17 protein-coding genes and 1 pseudogene are annotated in these 18,758 nt (G+C 72.2%); 9 read left to right on the top strand and 9 right to left on the bottom strand.

Features of this window, described 5'->3' with window-relative positions:
* Positions 1–90: 90 nt before the first annotated feature.
* The 4 genes and pseudogenes from ABZ858_RS02890 (at position 91) to ABZ858_RS02875 (ending at position 3,737) form a co-directional block, all read left to right on the top strand.
* A pseudogene (locus ABZ858_RS02890) lies at positions 91–904 on the top strand (AAC(3) family N-acetyltransferase).
* Positions 905–935: 31 nt separating this feature from the next.
* The gene (locus ABZ858_RS02885) at positions 936–1,859 is read left to right on the top strand and encodes an ABC transporter ATP-binding protein (protein ID WP_361371646.1); all 924 of its coding nucleotides are present in this window, start codon (positions 936–938) and stop codon (positions 1,857–1,859) included.
* Positions 1,856–2,629 carry an ABC transporter permease gene (locus ABZ858_RS02880; RefSeq protein WP_361371643.1) on the top strand — a complete coding sequence of 258 codons (774 nt, stop codon included), beginning with the start codon at positions 1,856–1,858 and terminating at the stop codon, positions 2,627–2,629. The genes ABZ858_RS02885 and ABZ858_RS02880 overlap by 4 nt, the downstream gene beginning before the upstream one ends.
* A 91-nt stretch (positions 2,630–2,720) precedes the next feature.
* On the top strand, positions 2,721–3,737 hold the full coding sequence (locus ABZ858_RS02875; RefSeq protein WP_361371640.1) for a COX15/CtaA family protein: 1,017 nt from the start codon (positions 2,721–2,723) through the stop codon (positions 3,735–3,737).
* Positions 3,738–3,782: 45 nt separating this feature from the next.
* On the opposite strand, the gene ABZ858_RS02870 is transcribed toward ABZ858_RS02875, so the two are convergent.
* The 3 genes from ABZ858_RS02870 to ABZ858_RS02860 all read right to left on the bottom strand — a co-directional run bounded on the left by ABZ858_RS02870 (position 3,783) and on the right by ABZ858_RS02860 (position 6,346).
* On the bottom strand, positions 3,783–4,889 hold the full coding sequence (locus ABZ858_RS02870) for an amidohydrolase family protein (RefSeq protein ID WP_361371637.1): 1,107 nt from the start codon (positions 4,887–4,889) through the stop codon (positions 3,783–3,785).
* A gap of 56 nt (positions 4,890–4,945) precedes the next feature.
* The gene (locus tag ABZ858_RS02865; RefSeq protein ID WP_361371634.1) at positions 4,946–5,278 is read right to left on the bottom strand and encodes a hypothetical protein; all 333 of its coding nucleotides are present in this window, start codon (positions 5,276–5,278) and stop codon (positions 4,946–4,948) included.
* A gap of 114 nt (positions 5,279–5,392) precedes the next feature.
* Positions 5,393–6,346: a heme o synthase gene (locus ABZ858_RS02860; protein ID WP_361371631.1), complete on the bottom strand. Its 954-nt coding sequence runs from the start codon at positions 6,344–6,346 to the stop codon at positions 5,393–5,395.
* Between the two features lie 408 nt (positions 6,347–6,754).
* Here ABZ858_RS02860 and tkt point away from each other — a divergent pair, with 408 nt between their 5' ends.
* The 5 genes from tkt to pgl are packed head-to-tail and all read left to right on the top strand — an operon-like array spanning position 6,755 to position 13,372.
* On the top strand, positions 6,755–8,842 hold the full coding sequence (tkt, locus tag ABZ858_RS02855) for a transketolase (protein ID WP_361371628.1): 2,088 nt from the start codon (positions 6,755–6,757) through the stop codon (positions 8,840–8,842).
* A 34-nt stretch (positions 8,843–8,876) separates the two neighbouring features.
* Entirely contained in the window at positions 8,877–9,995 is a 1,119-nt protein-coding gene (gene tal, locus ABZ858_RS02850; protein ID WP_361371625.1) for a transaldolase, read from the top strand.
* Positions 9,996–9,999: 4 nt separating this feature from the next.
* On the top strand, positions 10,000–11,538 hold the full coding sequence (gene zwf / locus ABZ858_RS02845) for a glucose-6-phosphate dehydrogenase (protein WP_361371622.1): 1,539 nt from the start codon (positions 10,000–10,002) through the stop codon (positions 11,536–11,538).
* Positions 11,535–12,593: a glucose-6-phosphate dehydrogenase assembly protein OpcA gene (gene opcA, locus ABZ858_RS02840; RefSeq protein ID WP_361371619.1), complete on the top strand. Its 1,059-nt coding sequence runs from the start codon at positions 11,535–11,537 to the stop codon at positions 12,591–12,593. Before zwf ends, opcA begins: the two co-directional genes overlap by 4 nt.
* Entirely contained in the window at positions 12,590–13,372 is a 783-nt protein-coding gene (gene pgl / locus ABZ858_RS02835) for a 6-phosphogluconolactonase (protein WP_361371616.1), read from the top strand. Before opcA ends, pgl begins: the two co-directional genes overlap by 4 nt.
* 94 nt (positions 13,373–13,466) lie before the next feature.
* On the opposite strand, the gene ABZ858_RS02830 is transcribed toward pgl, so the two are convergent.
* From ABZ858_RS02830 to ABZ858_RS02805, 6 genes are all read right to left on the bottom strand, one after another.
* Entirely contained in the window at positions 13,467–14,405 is a 939-nt protein-coding gene (locus ABZ858_RS02830; protein ID WP_361371613.1) for a hypothetical protein, read from the bottom strand.
* 41 nt (positions 14,406–14,446) lie between these two features.
* Positions 14,447–15,697: an MFS transporter gene (locus ABZ858_RS02825; protein ID WP_361371610.1), complete on the bottom strand. Its 1,251-nt coding sequence runs from the start codon at positions 15,695–15,697 to the stop codon at positions 14,447–14,449.
* Positions 15,698–15,810: 113 nt separating this feature from the next.
* Positions 15,811–16,146 carry an RNA polymerase-binding protein RbpA gene (locus tag ABZ858_RS02820; RefSeq protein ID WP_010352468.1) on the bottom strand — a complete coding sequence of 112 codons (336 nt, stop codon included), beginning with the start codon at positions 16,144–16,146 and terminating at the stop codon, positions 15,811–15,813.
* A 211-nt stretch (positions 16,147–16,357) separates the two neighbouring features.
* Positions 16,358–16,588 (bottom strand): preprotein translocase subunit SecG, encoded by a 231-nt coding sequence (secG, locus tag ABZ858_RS02815; protein WP_361371966.1) that lies wholly within the window; start codon positions 16,586–16,588, stop codon positions 16,358–16,360.
* A gap of 113 nt (positions 16,589–16,701) precedes the next feature.
* The gene (gene tpiA / locus ABZ858_RS02810; RefSeq protein WP_361371607.1) at positions 16,702–17,478 is read right to left on the bottom strand and encodes a triose-phosphate isomerase; all 777 of its coding nucleotides are present in this window, start codon (positions 17,476–17,478) and stop codon (positions 16,702–16,704) included.
* A 5-nt stretch (positions 17,479–17,483) separates the two neighbouring features.
* Positions 17,484–18,695, bottom strand: coding sequence for a phosphoglycerate kinase (locus ABZ858_RS02805; RefSeq protein WP_361371604.1), 1,212 nt, complete (start codon positions 18,693–18,695; stop codon positions 17,484–17,486).
* Positions 18,696–18,758: the final 63 nt, after the last annotated feature.

Here is an 18,758-nt window from a genome sequence, read left to right as displayed (position 1 = left end):
CTTAGGTAAACCTAATCCGACCTGCGGAAACGATCTCCGATCGATCAAACAGGTGGCGCCCGCGAGGGTGGTGCGCCACACTGCCGAACCATGCCCACACCCCCTCCGACCGGCCCTCTTGTGACCCGGGACACGCTCGCCGAGGAGCTGCGCGCGCTCGGTGTGCGGCCCGGCGAGACCCTCCTCGCGCACTCCTCGCTCAGCTCACTCGGATGGGTGTGCGGCGGCGCCGTGACGGTCGTCCACGCCCTGCTCGACGCCCTCGGCCCGGACGGCACGCTCGTGGTCCCCGCGCAGACCGGCGACCTGTCCGACCCGGCCCTGTGGAGCGCGCCCCCGGTGCCCGCCGCGTGGTGGGACACCATCCGGGCCACCATGCCCGCCTACGACCCCGCCACCACCCCCGCGCGCGGGGTCGGCGTCGTCCCGGAGACGGTCCGCACCTGGCCGGGCGCCCGGCGCAGCGTCCACCCGCAGACCTCGTTCGCGGCGATCGGCCCGCGCGCGGGGGACCTCGTCGACGGCCACGCCACCGACTGCCGGCTGGGCGAGCGCAGCCCGCTGGCCCGGCTGGAGGCCGCGGGCGCGCGGGTCCTCCTGCTGGGCGCCGGGTACGGCTCCTGCACCTGCTTCCACCTGGCCGAGTACCGCATACCGTCGCCCCGCGTGCGGGTGGGCAGGCCGGGCCCGGACGGCTGGGAGGTGGTGACGGAGGTGTCGATCACCTCCGAGCGGTTCGACGAGCTGGGCCACGACTTCGAACGGGACCGCCCCCGTCGTGCGCGGGCGGGCCGGCGCGGCCGACGCCCGGCTGTTCCCGGTGGCCGACGCGGTCGCGTACGCCGAACGGTGGCTGCCGCTGCACCGCCCCCGCGAGGAGGACATGGCGCACCCCCGCGTCTGAACCCCGCGCCGCCTCCCTAGACTCTTCAACCATGCGAGACAAGCCTGTGGTCCAGGTCCAGGCCCTGGTGAAGCGGTACGGCACGAAGACCGCGGTGGACGGCCTCGACCTGGTGGCCCGGGCGGGCGTGACCGCCGTGCTCGGACCCAACGGCGCGGGCAAGACGACCACGGTCGAGACCTGCGAGGGGTACCGCGGGCCGGACTCCGGCACGGTGCGCGTCCTCGGCCTCGACCCGGTGCGCCAGTCCGCCGAGCTGCGGCCCCGGATCGGCGTGATGCTCCAGTCCGGAGGCGTGTACTCCGGTGCCCGCGCGGACGAGATGCTGCGGCACGTCGCCAAGCTGCACGCCCACCCCCTGGACGTGGACGCCCTGATCGAACGGCTGGGCCTGGGCGGCTGCGGTCGCACGGGCTACCGCCGGCTCTCCGGCGGCCAGCAGCAGCGCCTCGCGCTCGCCATGGCGGTCGTGGGCCGCCCCGAGCTGGTCTTCCTCGACGAGCCGACCGCCGGACTCGACCCGCAGGCCCGCCGGGCCACCTGGGACCTGGTGCGCGACCTGCGCGCCGACGGCGTGTCCGTGATCCTCACCACCCACTTCATGGACGAGGCCGAGCAGCTCGCCGACGACGTGGCGATCATCGACGCCGGCCGGGTCATCGCCCACGGCTCGCCCGAGGAGCTGTGCCGCGGCGGCGCCGAGAACACCCTGCGCTTCGCCGGCCGCCCGGGCCTCGACGTCGCCTCCCTGCTCAAGGCGCTGCCGGCGGACTCCTCCGCGGCCGAGCTGACGCCGGGCGCCTACCGGGTGACCGGCAAGGTCGACCCGCAGCTGCTCGCCACGGTGACGTCCTGGTGCGCCCAGCACGGGGTGATGCCGGACCGGATCTCGGTGGAGCGGCACACGCTCGAAGACGTCTTCCTGGAGCTGACCGGCAAGGAGCTGCGCTCATGACCACCGCCCCGGGCACCTACGCCCCGAAGCCGGGGGCGGCACCGCTGCCCCGCATGATCGGGGCGCAGGCGGCCCTGGAGACGAAGATGCTGCTGCGCAACGGCGAGCAGCTGCTGCTGACCGTGGTCATCCCGACCCTGCTGCTCGTGCTGTTCAGCTCGGTGGACATCGTGGACACCGGCAAGGGCAGGGCGGTCGACTTCCTCGCGCCGGGCGTCCTGGCGCTGGCCGTGCTGTCGACGGCGTTCACCGGGCAGGCCATCGCGACCGGCTTCGAGCGCCGCTACGGCGTGCTGAAGCGGCTCGCCGCCTCGCCGCTGCCGCGCTGGGGCCTGATGGCCGCCAAGACGGCGTCGGTGCTGGTCACCGAGGTTCTCCAGGTGATCCTGCTGGCCGTGATCGCCCTCGCCCTCGGCTGGTCGCCGCACGGCAACCCGCTCGCCGTGCTCCTGCTGCTCGTCGTCGGCACCGCCGCCTTCTCCGGGCTCGGCCTGCTGATGGCCGGCACCCTGAAGGCCGAGGCCACGCTGGCCGCCGCCAATCTGGTGTTCCTGCTGCTGCTGGTCGGCGGCGGGGTGATCGTGCCGCTGGAGAAGTTCGGCCCGGCCGGACAGCACGTGCTCGCCCTGCTGCCGATCTCCGCGCTCTCCGACGGCCTGCGGGACGTGCTCCAGCACGGCGCCGGGACGCCCTGGGCCGATCTCGGCATCCTCGCCGTGTGGGCGGTCGTGGGGCTGGCGGCGGCCGGCCGGTTCTTCCGCTGGGAGTAGCGGGAGCGAGCCGCCGGCGCCGCCTCGCGGACCGGGTGTGAAAGACATCCCACGGGACCCTCGTGAAACGGTGCACAAGCGGCGGCCTACGATGGAGGGCGTGCCGAACCTGACCCGCGCCGACGCCGTGGCCGCCGCGCGCAATCCCCTCGCCTTCATCGCCGACCGCTGGACGCCGCAGCCGCGGACCGTGCGGCGGGCGGCCCTCGCCGCGCTCGTCATGGCGGTCGTCATCGTCGTGACCGGCGGCGCCGTCCGCCTGACCGGCTCGGGCCTCGGCTGCCCGACCTGGCCCACCTGCACCGACGACTCGCTGACCACCACGCGGGCGATGGGCTTCCACGGGGCGATCGAGTTCGGCAACCGCATGCTGACGTACGTGCTGTGCGCCGCCGTCGGCTGGGCGATCATCGCCGCGCGCGCGCAGAAGCCGTGGCGGCGCGGCCTGACCCGGCTGGGCTGGGCGCAGTTCTGGATCGTCATGGGCAACGCGGTGCTCGGCGGCATCGTCGTCCTGGTGGGCCTGAACCCGTACACCGTCGCGGCCCACTTCCTGCTGTCCACCGCGCTGATCACGGTCGCCGCGGTGACGTGGCAGCGCACCCGCGAGGGCGACGCGGCGCCGCGCCCGCTGGTCGGCAAGGCGGTGCAGCAGCTGGTGTGGTTCCTGGTGGCCGCGAGCGTGCTGCTGATCGCGGTGGGCACGGTGGTGACCGGGGCGGGACCGCACGCGGGCGACTCCAAGGACGTGGCGCGGATCCCGATCGACTGGGAGACGGTGGCCAAGCTGCACGCGGTGCTCGCGTGGATCGTGGTGACGCTGACGTTCGCCCTGTGGTTCGTCCTCAAGGCCGTCGACGCGCCGAAGGGCCCGCTGCACCGCACCCGGGACCTGTTCGTCGTCCTGCTGCTGCAAGGCGTCATCGGGTACGTCCAGTACTTCACGCACCTCCCCGAGGCCATGGTGGCCGCGCACATGCTCGGCTCCTGCCTGGTGTGGATCGCGGTGCTGCGGGTCCTGCTGTCGCTGCGCGAGCGGCCCGGAGACCCCGCGGCGGTGGCCGAGCTGCCGGAACCGTCCGCCGAGGCGACCCTGACGAAGGCGTAGGCGTACCGGGGACTCGGGGCCTGGCGCCCGGAGTCCCCGGCCGGCTCAGCCGAGCCCGTACACCCGCCGCGCGTTGCCCGCCGCCACCATCTGGGCCACCCGCTCGGCGTCCCGCGCCGACCAGGCGTCCTGCGCGACCCAGCCCCCGAGCAGCCGGTCCAGCGCCTCCCGGAACAGCAGGGCCCCCACCACGTGCAGCTCGGGCAGCGCGCGACCGCCGCTGGAGAAGAGGACCTTGCCGAAGGGGGCCAGTTCCAGCACCTCGGCCAGGACCGCGGCGGCCCGGGCGCCGGTGCGCACCAGGGCCGCGCCCGCGTCGGCGTACACATGCGGGAAGACACCGGCGAGATGGGCGGCGTGGCGGTGGTACGGATAGCCGTGCAGCAGCACCAGATCCGTGCCGAGGCCCGCGGTTGCCCGGACGAAGTCCGTCAGCAGCGCCGGATCGGTGCGCCCGGCGTGCGCGCCCGGCTCGCCGAGCCCCGCGTGCAGCTGGAGCGGGCGCCCGGAGGCCACCGCCGTCCACAGCAGATGGCGCAGCAGCACCGGGTCGGCCAGTTCGCCGCCGACCTCCCGCCGGGCCAGCCAGCGGCCCGCCGCGCCCCGCACCTGAGCGGTGTCGGGCGGTTCGGGGGCGAGCGCCAGGCCGTGCCGCGCCCCCGCCACCGTGGTGAAGGCGACGGCGTGCGCGGCGGCACCGTGCACCGACTCGGCGAGGTTGGCGAGGAAGGAACCGACGGTGCCGGAGGTGTCCGCGACCTGCTCGGCCAGGGGTTCCAGGCGCACGGTCTCGTGCGCGTCGGCGTCTCCCGCCGCGGCCATCTCCTCCGGTCCGGTGAGATCCCCGGGCAGCCCGGTGTCGACGAGGTAGGCGGTGACGCCGCTGCCCCGCAGCAGCCTGCGGCCGGCCTCCAGGGCGCCCAGTTCGCGCCGCCGGGCCAGATAGCGCGCGGGCGGGCAGTGCGGCTCCAGGCCGAGCAGCGGCGGGCACCAGCGGCGTACGGCGAAACCGGTCTGGGTGTCGAAGAGGGTGGTGCCGGGCGCGGGCGGGCCCTCGGTCCGGGCCAGCTGGGCCTCGAAGGTGGCGAGGCCCAGCTCGGTCCGCAGTACGCCGTGGCAGTACTGGTCCACGAGGGACGGCGTCTCGATCATCCGGTGCTCCCCGTGGGCGGACCGCTTCTCCAGGGGCCTAACGGGTGCACCGGCCGTCAGGTGTTGCTCGGGCCGCCGACCTGGATGCCCGCCATCCGGCTCCACTCGTAGGGGCCGGTGCGCACCTTGGCGGCGAACTCGCCGTCGAAGGACTCGTGGACGGTGATCCCGGACTTCGCCACCGCCTGCTCGGCGATGGCGTAGGTGGGGGCCACGATGTCGCCCCAGGCTCCGTCCTCGCCGACGAGGACGATCCGGGCGCCGCGCTCCCCGAGGTACGCGACCTGTCCCCCGGCCCCGCCGTGGGCCTTGGCGAACGAGCCGATGCGCTGGGCCAGGCGGCTCGCCTTGCGCTCGGCCTTGGGGTCAACCTGCTGCGTGTCTGCCATGGCCAGGAGACTACCCACGAGTAGCCCCGACGGCGACGGGCGGGGTGCGTGGCCTTGACCACGCGCCCCGCCCGTCGACGAGTGCAAGACGAGTACAGACGAAATACAGGCGGTCTACCGCAGGAAGGGGTCCACCGCCACCGCGACGAACAGGATCGACACATAGGTGATCGACCAGTGGAACAGCCGCATCTCCTTGAGCTTGGTACCCGTCACCTCGGCCTTGGCGCGGTTCTGCAGCCCGTGCGCCTCCCACAGCCAGAAGCCGCCGGCCGCCAGGGCGACCACGGTGTAGAACCAGCCGGTGTAGCCCAGCGGGGTCAGCAGCAGCGAGACGGCGACCATCACCCAGCTGTAGATCACGATCTGCCGGGCGACCACCTTGTTGGAGGCGACGACCGGGAGCATCGGCACGCCCACGCGCGCGTAGTCCTCCTTGACCTTCATGGACAGCGGCCAGTAGTGCGGCGGCGTCCAGAAGAACATGACGAGGAAGAGCACGACCGGCGCCCACGACATGGAGTCGGTGACCGAGGACCAGCCGATCAGCACCGGCAGGCAGCCGGCGATGCCGCCCCACACGATGTTCTGCGACGTGCGCCGCTTGAGGATCATCGTGTAGACGACGACGTAGAAGAGGAGCGCTCCGAGCGACAGCCACGCCGACAGCCAGTTGACGGTGAGGCCGAACAGCAGCGTGGAGACGACCGCGAGGCCGATGCCGAAGGCGAGGCACTCGCGCGGGTCGACCATGCCGGTCACCAGCGGGCGCTGCGAGGTGCGGTCCATGAGCGCGTCTATGTCGCGGTCGATGTACATGTTGAGCGCGTTGGCGCCGCCCGCCGACAGGTAGCCGCCGACACAGGTGAGCAGCACCAGCTTGAGGCTGGGCACCCCCTGCTGCGCCAGGAACATCACCGGAACGGTGGTGATCAGCAGCAGCTCGATGATCCGCGGCTTGGTCAGCGCCACGAACGCCTTGACACGGGCCCCGAACGGCCGGTGGCTCGGGCCCTGGCCTGCACCGAGTAGTCCCGCTGGACGGGATTCGACGGCCGTCACGCACACCCCTGACAGAGACTCCCAGCGAGCCCTGCCCTGTGAACGCAGGGTAAGGGCTCGCGCGTACCACGCCACTGTAGACGTTGCCCAGACCCGGACATTCGCGGGGGTGGGGTCGTGTTGACGGCACCCCCCGCGCGAGGCCCGGAGGGCAGGCGCGCGGGGTGTTCGGACGGGCGCGCGGGGGCTCGTTCGAGCGATCGGATGAGCGGTCGCGCATTCACTTGCCGAATGGGCCTCCCGGCCAGTCGACAGGCGGATTCCGTGGACTCCCGGCAGTCTTGAATGACTCGAAAAAACGCACGTCTTCCCGGGGGTAGGCTCAACAACGGCCGGCCGACGCGAGTACGCCGGCAGCCGGTGCGCGGGCACGTGTTCCGGCATCCGACATGTGGAGAGGAGCCCTGAACCAGGGTGAGCACCAAGCCGACCACCACAGACCTCGAGTGGACCGAGTTGGACCAGCGCGCGGTGGACACCGCGCGTGTCCTGGCCGCCGATGCCGTACAGAAGGTCGGAAACGGCCATCCCGGTACGGCGATGAGCCTGGCTCCTGCCGCCTACACCCTGTTCCAGAAGGTGATGCGGCACGACCCGGCCGATCCGCAGTGGGTGGGGCGCGACCGTTTCGTGCTGTCCGCCGGCCACTCCTCCCTGACTCTCTACACCCAGCTGTACCTGGCCGGTTTCGGCCTGGAACTGGCCGACCTGGAGTCCTTCCGCACCTGGGGCTCCAAGACCCCCGGTCACCCGGAGTACGGGCACACGGTCGGGGTGGAGACCACCACCGGCCCGCTCGGCCAGGGTGTGGCCAACGCGGTGGGCATGGCGATGGCCGCCCGCTACGAGCGCGGCCTGTTCGACCCGGAGGCCCCGCAGGGCGAGTCCCCGTTCGACCACTACATCTACTGCGTCGCCGGTGACGGCTGCCTGCAGGAGGGCATCTCGGCCGAGGCGTCCTCGATGGCCGGCCACCAGAAGCTCGGCAACCTGATCCTGCTGTGGGACGACAACCACATCTCGATCGAGGGCGACACCGAGACGGCCGTCTCCGAGGACACCGCCAAGCGGTACGAGGCCTACGGCTGGCACGTGCAGCGCGTGGAGGCCAAGGCGGACGGCGACCTGGACCCGCAGGCGATCTACGCCGCGATCCAGGCGGCCAAGGCGGTCACCGACCGCCCGTCCTTCATCGCGATGCGCTCGATCATCGCCTGGCCCGCCCCGCACGCCCAGAACACCGAGGCCGCGCACGGCTCGGCGCTCGGCGAGGACGAGGTCGCGGCCACCAAGCGCGTCCTCGGCTTCGACCCGGACCAGCACTTCGCCGTCTCCGACGAGGTCATCGGCCACACCCGGCAGGCGCTGGAGCGCGGCCGGCAGGCGCGGGACGAGTGGGAGAAGACCTTCCAGGCGTGGCGCGCGGCCAACACGGAGCGGGCCGCCGAGTTCGACCGCATCGCCGCCGCCGAGCTGCCCGCCGGCTGGGCCGAGAAGATCCCGGTCTTCGAGGCGGGCAAGAGCGTGGCGACCCGCGCGGCCTCCGGCAAGGTGCTCCAGGCGCTCGGCGAGGTGCTGCCCGAGCTGTGGGGCGGCTCGGCCGACCTGGCCGGCTCCAACAACACCACCATCGACAAGACCTCGTCGTTCCTCCCCGAGGGCAACCCGCTGCCGGAAGCGGACCCCTACGGGCGCACCATCCACTTCGGCATCCGCGAGCACTCGATGGGCGCCGAGCTGAACGGCATCACGCTGCACGGCAACACGCGCGTGTACGGCGGCACCTTCCTGGTGTTCTCCGACTACATGCGCAACGCGGTGCGCCTGTCCGCCCTGATGCACCTGCCGGTGACGTTCGTGTGGACGCACGACTCCATCGGCCTGGGCGAGGACGGCCCCACCCACCAGCCGGTCGAGCACCTGGCCTCGCTGCGCGCCATCCCGGGCCTGAACATCGTCCGCCCCGCCGACGCCAACGAGACCGCGATCGCCTGGGCCGAGATCCAGCGCCGCTGGACCAAGGAGTTCGGCAAGGGCGCCCCGCACGGCCTCGCGCTCACCCGCCAGGGCGTGCCGACGTACGAGCCGGACGACGACACCGCGCGCGGCGGCTATGTCCTGTTCGAGGCCGAGGGCGGCGAGCCGCAGCTGATCCTGATCGCCACCGGTTCCGAGGTGCATGTGGCGGTCGAGGCGCGCGAGGCGCTGCAGGCCGAGGGCGTGCCCACCCGCGTGGTGTCCATGCCGTGCGTCGAGTGGTTCGAGGAGCAGGACCAGGGGTACCGGGACAGCGTCCTGCCCCCGGCCGTGCGGGCCCGTGTCGCGGTCGAGGCGGGTGTCGGGCTGACCTGGCACAAGTACGTCGGGGACGCCGGACGCATCGTCTCCCTGGAGCACTTCGGTGCTTCGGCCGACGCCAAGGTGCTGTTCCGCGAGTTCGGCTTCACCGCCGAGAACGTGGTCGCCAAGGCCCGGGAATCGCTCACCGCCGCCCAGCGCTGACGCTCACATACGACACGTAGGAGATGCATTTTCCATGACAGACGCACTCAAGCGCCTCTCCGATGAAGGCGTCGCGATCTGGCTGGACGACCTGTCGCGCAAGCGGATCACGTCCGGCAACCTCGCCGAGCTGATCGACCAGCAGCACGTCGTGGGCGTCACCACCAACCCGACGATCTTCCAGAAGGCGATCTCGCAGGGCGACGGGTACGACCAGCAGGTCTCCGACCTCGCCGCCCGCCGGGTCACCGTCGAAGAGGCCATCCGCATGATCACCACGGCGGACGTCCGCGACGCCGCCGACATCCTGCGCCCGGTCTTCGACGCCACCGGCGGCCAGGACGGCCGGGTCTCCATCGAGGTCGACCCGCGCCTGGCGCACAACACCAAGGCGACGGTCGCCGAGGCCCGGCAGCTGGCCTGGCTGGTGGACCGCCCCAACACCCTCATCAAGATCCCGGCGACCCGGGCGGGCCTGCCGGGCATCGCCGAGACCATCGGCAACGGCATCAGCGTCAACGTCACGCTGATCTTCTCCCTGGAGCGCTACCGCGCGGTCATGGACGCCTACCTGACCGGCCTGGAGAAGGCCAAGGAGCGCGGCCTGGACCTCTCCGAGATCCACTCGGTGGCGTCCTTCTTCGTGTCCCGCGTGGACACCGAGATCGACCGGCGGATCGACGAGATGGGCACCGACGCGGCCAAGGCGCTGCGCGGCAAGGCCGGCGTGGCCAACGCCCGCCTCGCCTACCAGGCCTACGAGGAGGTCTTCTCCTCGGACCGCTGGAACGCGCTGGAGAAGGCGGGCGCGAACAAGCAGCGTCCGCTGTGGGCCTCCACCGGGGTGAAGGACAAGGCGTACAAGGACACCATGTACGTCGAGGAGCTGGTGGCGCCGAACACGGTGAACACCATGCCGGAGTCCACCCTGGAGGCCGCCGAGGACCACGGCGAGATCCGCGGTGACGCGGTGCGCGGCACCTACGAGCAGGCCCGTGCCGACCTCGACGCGCTGGAGGGGATCGGGATCTCCTACGACGAGGTGGTCCAGGTCCTGGAGGACGAGGGCGTGGAGAAGTTCGAGTCCTCCTGGAACGACCTGCTCAAGTCGACCGAGGCGGAGCTGGAGCGCCTCTCCCCCGCGGAGGGCTGAGGTCTTGTCACCTCTTTCCGGTACCGGAGCGAACCCGCTCCGTGACCCCGCGGACCGACGGCTCCCGCGTATCGCGGGGCCGTCGGGCCTGGTCATCTTCGGCGTCACGGGCGACCTGTCCCGCAAGAAGCTGATGCCGGCCGTGTACGACCTCGCCAACCGGGGTCTGCTGCCGCCGGGCTTCTCGCTGGTCGGCTTCGCCCGCCGCGACTGGGAGCACGAGGACTTCGCCCAGGTCGTGCACGACGCCGTCGAGGAGCACTCGCGCACGCCCTTCCGCGAGGAGGTCTGGCAGCAGCTCAGCCAGGGGATGCGCTTCGTGCAGGGCACCTTCGACGACGACGACGCGTTCGAGCGGCTGCGCGGCACGATCGAGGAGCTGGACAAGGCGCAGGGCACCGGCGGCAACTTCGCCTTCTACCTGTCCGTGCCGCCCAAGTCCTTCCCGGTCGTCATCCAGCAGCTCAAGAAGCACCACCTGGCCGAGCAGACCGGTGGTTCCTGGCGGCGCGCGGTCATCGAGAAGCCCTTCGGCCACGACCTGGAGTCGGCCGAGGAGCTGAACACGGTCGTGCACGAGGTCTTCGCCCCGGAGCAGGTCTTCCGCATCGACCACTACCTGGGCAAGGAGACCGTCCAGAACATCCTGGCGCTGCGCTTCGCCAACACCATGTTCGAGCCGATCTGGAACCGGTCCTTCGTGGACCATGTGCAGATCACCATGGCCGAGGACATCGGCATCGGCGGCCGGGCCGGGTACTACGACGGCATCGGCGCGGCCCGGGACGTCATCCAGAACCACCTGCTCCAGCTGATGGCGCTGACCGCGATGGAGGAGCCGTCCTCCTTCGGCGCGGACGCGCTGGCCGCGGAGAAGGAGAAGGTGCTGGGCGCGGTCCGGCTGCCCAAGGACCTCGGCCGTGCCACCGTGCGCGGCCAGTACGCGGCCGGCTGGCAGGGCGGCGAGAAGGTCATCGGCTACCTCGAAGAGGACGGCATCGACAAGAAGTCGAAGACCGACACCTACGCCGCGGTGAAACTGGAGATCGACAACCGCCGCTGGGCGGGCGTCCCCTTCTACCTGCGCACCGGCAAGCGGCTGGGCCGCCGGGTCACCGAGATCGCGGTGGTCTTCCAGCGGGCCCCGCACTCCCCCTTCGACACCACGGCGACCGAGGAGCTGGGCCAGAACGCGGTCGTCATCCGGGTGCAGCCCGACGAGGGCGTCACCGTGCGCTTCGGCTCGAAGGTGCCGGGCACGTCCATGGAGATCCGGGACGTGTCGATGGACTTCGCCTACGGCGAGTCCTTCACCGAGTCCAGCCCGGAGGCGTACGAGCGCCTCATCCTGGACGTGCTGCTGGGCGACTCCAACCTCTTCCCGCGCACCGAGGAGGTCGAGCTGTCCTGGAAGATCCTCGACCCGATCGAGGAGTACTGGGACCAGCACGGCAAGCCCGCGCAGTACGCGTCCGGGACGTGGGGCCCCGCCGAGGCGGACGAGATGCTCGCACGAGACGGACGGAGCTGGCGCCGGCCATGAAGATGGACCTGACCGACACCACGGCAGGAAAGATCAACAAGGCGCTGGTGGAGGGCCGCCGGTCGATCGGCACGCCGGCCGTCGGCATGGTGCTCACCCTCGTCATCGTCACCGACGAGGAGAACGCCTACGACGCCCTCAAGGCCGCCGGCGACGCCTCGCGCGAGCACCCCTCGCGCACCCTGGTGGTCATCCGGCGCGTCTCGCGCACCCTGCGCGACCGCACGTCCTCGCGGCTGGACGCCGAGGTGCGGGTCGGCGCGGAGGCCGGCACCGGCGAGACGGTGGTGCTGCGGCTGTACGGCGAGGTGTGCGACCACGCCCAGTCCGTGGTGCTGCCGCTGCTGCTGCCGGACGCGCCGGTCGTCGTCTGGTGGCCGGTGAACGGCCCGCTGGACCCCGCCAAGGACCCGCTGGGCGCCCTGGCGCAGCGCAGGGTCACCGACGCCTACGCCTGCGAGGAGCCGGTACGCGAACTGGCGGCGCGGGCCGAGGCGTACACCCCGGGCGACACCGACCTGGCGTGGACCCGGATCACTCCGTGGCGTTCGATGCTGGCCGCCGCCCTCGACCAGGTGACCTGCGAGGTCCGGTCCGTCGAGGTGGAGGGCGAGGAGTTCAACCCGAGCTGCGAGCTGCTGGCCATGTGGCTCGCGGACCGGCTGGACGTGCCGGTGCGGCGCTCGCGGTCCGCCGGGCCGGGTCTGACCGCGGTGCGCATGGACACCAGCTGCGGCCCGGTCCACCTGGACCGGGCCGACGGACGGCTCGCGACGCTGTCTCTCCACGGGCAGCCGGAGCGCGCGGTGGCGCTCAAGCGGCGGGACACGGCCGAGCTGATCGCGGAGGAGCTGCGGCGGCTCGACCCGGACGACACCTACGCGTCCGCGCTGCGCCACGGCGTGGACCGGCTGGAGTCCCCGGCGGACTCCGCGTCCGGCGGGGAGCAGGGGGCCGCGGCCGCGTCCGGGGAGGACACGGCGAAGGCTCCGGCCCGGCGGTCCGCCGCCAAGACGGCCCGCAAGGCCCCGACCCGGAAGGCGGCGGCGAAGTGAGCGCTCCGCAGCTGGTCGTCCACCACGACAAGGAGCTGATGGCGCAGGCCGCCGCGGCCCGGCTGATCACCAAGATCGTCGACGCGCAGACCTCGACGGGTTCGGCGTCCGTGGTCCTGACCGGTGGCCGCAACGGCAACGGGGTGCTGGCCGCCCTGGCCGCCGCGCCCGCCCGCGACGCCGTCGACTGGGCCCGCCTCGACCTGTGGTGGGGTGACGAGCGGTTCCTGCCGGAGGGCGACCCCGAACGCAATGACACCCAGGCCCGGGACGCTCTGCTGGACGCCGTGCCGCTGGACCCCGAGCGTGTGCACGCCATGCCCGCGTCGGACGGCCCCCACGGCACGGACGTCGAGGCGGCGGCGGACGCCTACGCGGCGGAGCTGGCCCGGGCGGCCGGTCCCGCCAACCACGGCGCGGTGCCGGTCTTCGACGTGCTGATGCTGGGCGTCGGCCCGGACACGCACGTGGCCTCCCTGTTCCCGGAGCACCCGGGGGTACGGGAGACCGAGCGCACGGTGATCGGGGTGCACGGCTCCCCGAAGCCGCCGCCCATCCGGATCTCCCTCACCCTGCCCGCGATCCGCTCCGCCCGCGAGGTGTGGCTGCTGGCGGCCGGTGAGGACAAGGCCAACGCGGTGGCGATGGCGCTGTCCGGCACGGGCGAGATCCAGGCCCCGGCCGCCGGCGCGTACGGCCGGGCCCGCACCCTGTGGCTGCTGGACACGGCGGCGGCCGCGCAGCTGCCGAGGTCGCTGTATCCGCCGGCGTCGGCCTGACCGTCCGTCCATCGGAGGGGGCGGCGCGGACCGTGCGGTCCGCGCCGCCCCTTTTCCGTCTCCCGGCCCGCGTCCGGGTACCGCCTCGACCGCCTTACGGCCGGTACGGATTCCCGTAGGGACTGTTGCCGTACGGGCTGTTGCCGTACGGGGTGTTGCCGTAGGGGTGGCCATGGTGGCCGGCGTACGGGTCGCCCTGCGGCGGTATGTACGGCGGGGGCATGTGCGGAGGGGGCATGTGCGGAGGGGGCATGTGCGGAGGGGGCATGTGCGGGTGCGGCGGCGGGGCGAGGCGGGGCAGGGTCGCCGGGTGGGCGCCGAGCCTGATGCCGTAGCGGCGCTTGAGGCGGCGCATCTCCAGCAGGGCTATGCCGGTCACGGTGACCGGCGCGCCGAGGATGAACACGATGCCCAGGGTCAGGCTGAGCCCGTGCAGATCGCCGGTGACCAGATCGGGGACGGCCATCAGCCAGGTCGTCACCGTGGCGAGCAGCGGCGGCAGGCAGCGGTGCACGACCGCCGTGCCGAAGAAGTTCCCGGAGACCTGGAAGGCGCCTTGGCCCGCGAACAAGGTGAGCCACAGGGCGACGAGCCCGAGCACCAGCACGAACAGGCCGCTGCCCGAGGCCACGCGCCACATCACGACCGTGCCGACGACCGTCCCGACGAACGCCAGCAGCAGCTTGAGCGAACTGAGCAGCGGGTGCCTCAGCTCCCGCACCGTCCCGCCGCGCCGCCACACGTACAGCATCACGCCGACCGTGAGCGGTGTGATGAGCAGCAGCACGAGGCACGCCACCAGCATGTTCTGGAGTATCTCCTCGAAGGCGAAGCCGCCCTGCACGAACGTGTACACGCCGACGGCCGCGACCGTCCCGGCGATGATCCGCACCCGCTTGAGCTTCTCCACCTCGGGGTCGAGCGGGCCCGGGATCCACGCCGGGTGGAACACCGCCCGTGCCACATCCTTGGGCCGCAGCAGCGACCGCGCCGTCAGCTCCCCGCTCAGCCAACGCCCGTGCGGACCAGTCATGTTGCACTCCCCCGAGTGACGGATCGCATGATCGTCAGATCTTATGCCACACGCCGCCGGCTCACCTCACTTCCGCCCGCCCCCGGTATCAGGGCGAGGACGGACAGGACGAAGAACGCGGCCGTGAGCAGGGCCGGGGTGTTGGGGCCCCAGGCGGTGGCGACGGCGCCGCCGAGCAGCGCGCCCAGCGGCGCCCCGGCGACCGCCAGGGTCCGGAAGGCCGCGCTGACCCGGCCCAGCATGCCGGCGGGGCTGCGCTGCTGCATCAGCGTGGTGGTGTTGACGTTCCACACCATGCCCATCAGGCCGAAGACGGCCAGCGCGGCGACCAGGGCGGGCAGGCTGCGCACACAGCCCATGACGACCAGGGCGGCGATCTGCGCCGTGCCGGCCAGCAGCACCGCGCGCGGGCGGCCGGTACGGTCCGTGATCCGGCGGTTGACCGCACCGCCGGCCAGACTGCCGACCGCGTAGGCGGTCATCGCCGCCGCGTACCCGCCGGGACCCGCGTGCAGCCAGCCGGTCACCAGGACGACCAGGGTGGCGACGAGGGCGCCCATGCCGACGTTGCACAGGGCCGTCGCCGCGCACAGGGCCCTGAGCCCCTTGTCCCGGCTCAGCGCGCGCAGTCCGGCGGCGATCTCGCGGCGCAGGGTGCTGCCCGGCGGTGCGGGCGCGCGCTCGGGCGCCGGGGTGCGCAGCGAGGCGACGAGCGCGGCGGCCAGCAGGAAGGTGACGGCGTCGGCCGCGAAGGGGGCGGCGGCGCCCACGGCGAGCAGCAGGGGCACCACCGGGCCGCCGAGCAGGCCGCCGGCGATGCGCTGGCCGGTCATCAGCCGGGCGTTGGCGCTGCCGAGCGCGGCGGGGTCCACCAGCGCGGGCAGCAGAGCCGTCGCCGCGTTGTCGAAGAGGGTCTGCAAGGTGGTGAGCGTGAACGTGAGGGCGATCAGCAGGGCGATCGAGGCGTGGCCGAGGGCGACGGCCACCGCGAAGCCGCCGACCAGCAGGGCGCGCACCACGTCCACCGTCCACATCGCGCGCCGCTGGTCGACCCGGTCGGCGAGGGCTCCGCCGAGCAGCCCGAAGACGATCCAGGGCAGATAGCCGCAGGCGGTGACCGAGGAGATGAGCAGGGGGTCGCCGGTGAGCGAGGCGGCGAGCAGCGGCAGCGCGGCCGTCCGCAGCGCGTCACCGAAGCTGGAGAGCACGGCGGCGCTCCACAGCCGTCCGAACGTCCCGCGCCACGCGGGCCGCGTCGCGGCCCCGGTCGCGGCCGCGTCGACCGTCGTCATCCCCGTCGCCCCCCTCACGATTCGCCGATGTACGAACCGTAGAGGGCACCACTGACAATCGGTCCGCGGCGGCGGGCCGGCCGCTGCCGGCTCACCTGGCGGAGCGTCAGTCCCTAGATCTCGCCGCGCAGTTTGGCGAGCGCCTCCGCGAGGATCGCCTCGCCGTCCGCGTCGCTGCGCCGCTCGCGTACGTACGCCAGGTGCGTCTTGTACGGCTCGGTGCGCGGCGGGGCCGGCGGGTTGTCCCGGTCCTGGCCGGCGGGGAAGCCGCAGCGCGGGCAGTCCCAGGTGTCGGGGACCTGCGCGTCGCTGGCGAAGCTGGGCTGCGTCTCGTGCCCGTTGGAGCACCAGAAGGAGATGCGCAGACGCGGCGCGGACTCGCCGCGCTCGGCCTCGCCCATCGGCCCCGCCCCGACCCGGCTTCCTCGGATCGCGTTGCCACTTGCCACGGTCGTAACTCCCTGCGTGATGGTGCCGCGAAGCGAGTCGGCGTTTCCGCTTCGCCGCGAGCGCCTCAGTCTACGTAAGGCCCAACGCGCGTCCAGTGACTGGAGTTACCGCCCCCCACGCACACAGACGCAAGCCCCATGATAGGCCGCGCTCCGCGGCGCGTACCGACCATGGGGCCTTACGGGTGGAAAGAACGGTGTGCGGTGTCCGTCAGCTGTTCGACTTCATCAGGATGCCGAGGACGATGATGCACGCGAGCCACAGCGTGCCGATCACCACGGTGATGCGGTCGAGGTTGCGCTCGGCGACCGAGGAGCCGCCGACGGAGGACTGCATGCCGCCGCCGAACATGTCGGAGAGGCCGCCGCCCTTCCCCTTGTGCATCAGCACCAGCAGCATCAGCAAAAGGCTGAAGACGATCAGGGCGATCGAGAACCCCAGAACCACGGCTGGACCAACTTCCTCGGATTCGGATGGACGACGGGGACACAGCGCCTCGGCTGTGCCCCCGCCAGGGTACGACGTATCGCCGCTACCGCCTACTCACGTTCCGATCACTGCTCGCGGAACCTGATGATCTTGACGAACTCGTCGGCGTCCAGCGAGGCGCCGCCGACCAGGGCGCCGTCGATGTCGGCCTGCCCCATGATCTCGGCGACGTTGCCGGACTTCACCGAGCCGCCGTACTGGATGCGGATCTGGTCGGCCACTTCCCGCGAGTACAGCTCGGCGAGCTTGCCGCGGATGGCGGAGCACACCTCCTGGGCGTCCCCGGCGCCGCAGACCTTGCCGGTGCCGATGGCCCAGACGGGCTCGTAGGCGATCACGATCGTCCCGGCCTGCTCGGCCGGGAGGTCCTTGAGCCCGCCCTCGACCTGGGCGAGGGTGTGGGCGACGTGGTTGCCCGCCTCGCGGACGTCCAGCTCCTCGCCGACGCACAGGATCGGGGTCAGGCCGTGCTTGTAGGCGGCCTTGACCTTGGCGTTCACCAGCTCGTCGGTCTCGTCGTGGTACTGGCGGCGCTCGGAGTGGCCGATCACCACGTAGGTGCACTTGAGCTTGGCCAGCATCGGGCCGGAGATCTCGCCGGTGTAGGCGCCGGAGTCGTGCTGCGAGATGTCCTGGGCGCCGTACTTGATCTTGAGCTTGTCGCCGTCGACCAGGGTCTGCACGGAGCGCAGGTCGGTGAAGGGCGGCAGGACGGCGACCTCGACGGCGTCGTAGTCCTTGTCGGCCAGGGCGAAGGCGAGCTTCTGGACGTGGGCGATGGCCTCCAGGTGGTTGAGGTTCATCTTCCAGTTGCCCGCCATCAGCGGCGTGCGGGTGGTCATCGAGGTCAGTCCTCCAGTGCGGCGAGGCCGGGGAGCGTCTTGCCCTCGAGGTATTCGAGGGAGGCGCCGCCTCCGGTCGAGATGTGGCCGAATGCGTTCTCGTCGAAGCCGAGCGTACGGACGGCCGCGGCGGAGTCGCCGCCGCCGACCACGCTGAAGCCGTCGGAGTCGACGAGGGCCTGGGCGACCGCCTTGGTGCCCTCGGCGAAGTCGGGGTGCTCGAACACGCCCATCGGGCCGTTCCAGAAGACGGTGGCGGCGTCGGCGAGCTTCGAGGCGTACAGCTCCCGGGTCTTCGGGCCGATGTCCAGGCCCTCCTGGTCGGCGGGGATCTTGTCCGCGTCGACCGTGTTGTTCTGGGTCGGCGCCTTGGTCTTCAGGTCCGGGAACTCCCGGGAGACCACGATGTCGACGGGGAGCAGCAGCTCCACGCCGTTCTTCTCGGCGCGCTCCATGTACTCGGTGACGGCCGGGACCTGGTCCTCCTGGAGGAGGGAGATGCCGACCTCGTAGCCCTTGGCCTTGAGGAAGGTGTAGGCCATGCCGCCGCCGATGAGCAGCCGGTCGGCCTTGCCGAGCAGCTGGTCGATGACGGCGAGCTTGTCGGAGACCTTGGCGCCGCCGAGGGCGACGACGTAGGGCCGCTGGACGTCCTCGGTGAGCTTCTTGAGGACGCCGACCTCGGTGGCGATGAGGTAGCCGGCGTAGTGCGGCAGCCGGGCCGGCAGGTCGTACACGGAGGCGTGCTTGCGGTGCACCGCGCCGAAGCCGTCGCCGACGTAGACGTCCGCGAGGGCGGCGAGGGCGTCGGCGAACTCGCCGCGCTCGGTGTCGTCCTTGGCGGTCTCGCCGGGGTTGAAGCGCAGGTTCTCGATGACCACGACCTGGCCGGGCTCCAGGCCGTCCACGGCGTCGTGGGCGGCGGGGCCGACGGTGTCCTGGGCGAAGGCCACGGGGGCGCCGAGCAGTTCGCCGAGCCGCTCGGCGGCGGGCAGCAGCGAGAAGGCAGGGTCCGGGGCGCCCTTGGGGCGGCCCAGGTGCGAGGCCACGATCACCTTGGCGCCCGCGTCGGCGAGGGCCTTGACGGTGGGCAGCACGGCGCGGATGCGGCCGTCGTCGGTGATGACACCGTCGGCCAGCGGCACGTTGAGGTCGGCGCGGACGAAGACCCGCTTGCCGTTGACGCCTTCGGTGAGAAGTTCGTCGATCGTCTTCATGGAATGGGACTCCTGGGAGGAGGGGCTCTTGATCGTACGAGGACCGGGCGGCGCGCTCGCGGG

Origin of the sequence: Streptomyces sp. NPDC047017 (assembly GCF_040644175.1) — a bacterium.
Classification (GTDB): Bacteria; Actinomycetota; Actinomycetes; order Streptomycetales; family Streptomycetaceae; genus Streptomyces.
Note: the sequence above shows the minus strand (reverse complement) of the source record. Positions and strands in the feature narration are given on the sequence as shown.

Bases quoted from the DNA above. Each gene is read 5' to 3' on its own strand.
- ABZ858_RS02885 (WP_361371646.1), top strand. From the start codon at position 936: ATGCGAGACAAGCCTGTGGTCCAGGTCCAGGCCCTGGTGAAGCGGTAC.
- ABZ858_RS02880 (WP_361371643.1), top strand. From the start codon at position 1,856: ATGACCACCGCCCCGGGCACCTACGCCCCGAAGCCGGGGGCGGCACCG.
- ABZ858_RS02875 (WP_361371640.1), top strand. From the start codon at position 2,721: ATGGAGGGCGTGCCGAACCTGACCCGCGCCGACGCCGTGGCCGCCGCG.
- ABZ858_RS02870 (WP_361371637.1), bottom strand. From the start codon at position 4,889: ATGATCGAGACGCCGTCCCTCGTGGACCAGTACTGCCACGGCGTACTG.
- ABZ858_RS02865 (WP_361371634.1), bottom strand. From the start codon at position 5,278: ATGGCAGACACGCAGCAGGTTGACCCCAAGGCCGAGCGCAAGGCGAGC.
- tal (WP_361371625.1), top strand. From the start codon at position 8,877: ATGACAGACGCACTCAAGCGCCTCTCCGATGAAGGCGTCGCGATCTGG.
- opcA (WP_361371619.1), top strand. From the start codon at position 11,535: ATGAAGATGGACCTGACCGACACCACGGCAGGAAAGATCAACAAGGCG.
- ABZ858_RS02830 (WP_361371613.1), bottom strand. From the start codon at position 14,405: ATGACTGGTCCGCACGGGCGTTGGCTGAGCGGGGAGCTGACGGCGCGG.
- ABZ858_RS02825 (WP_361371610.1), bottom strand. From the start codon at position 15,697: ATGACGACGGTCGACGCGGCCGCGACCGGGGCCGCGACGCGGCCCGCG.
- tpiA (WP_361371607.1), bottom strand. From the start codon at position 17,478: ATGACCACCCGCACGCCGCTGATGGCGGGCAACTGGAAGATGAACCTC.
- ABZ858_RS02805 (WP_361371604.1), bottom strand. From the start codon at position 18,695: ATGAAGACGATCGACGAACTTCTCACCGAAGGCGTCAACGGCAAGCGG.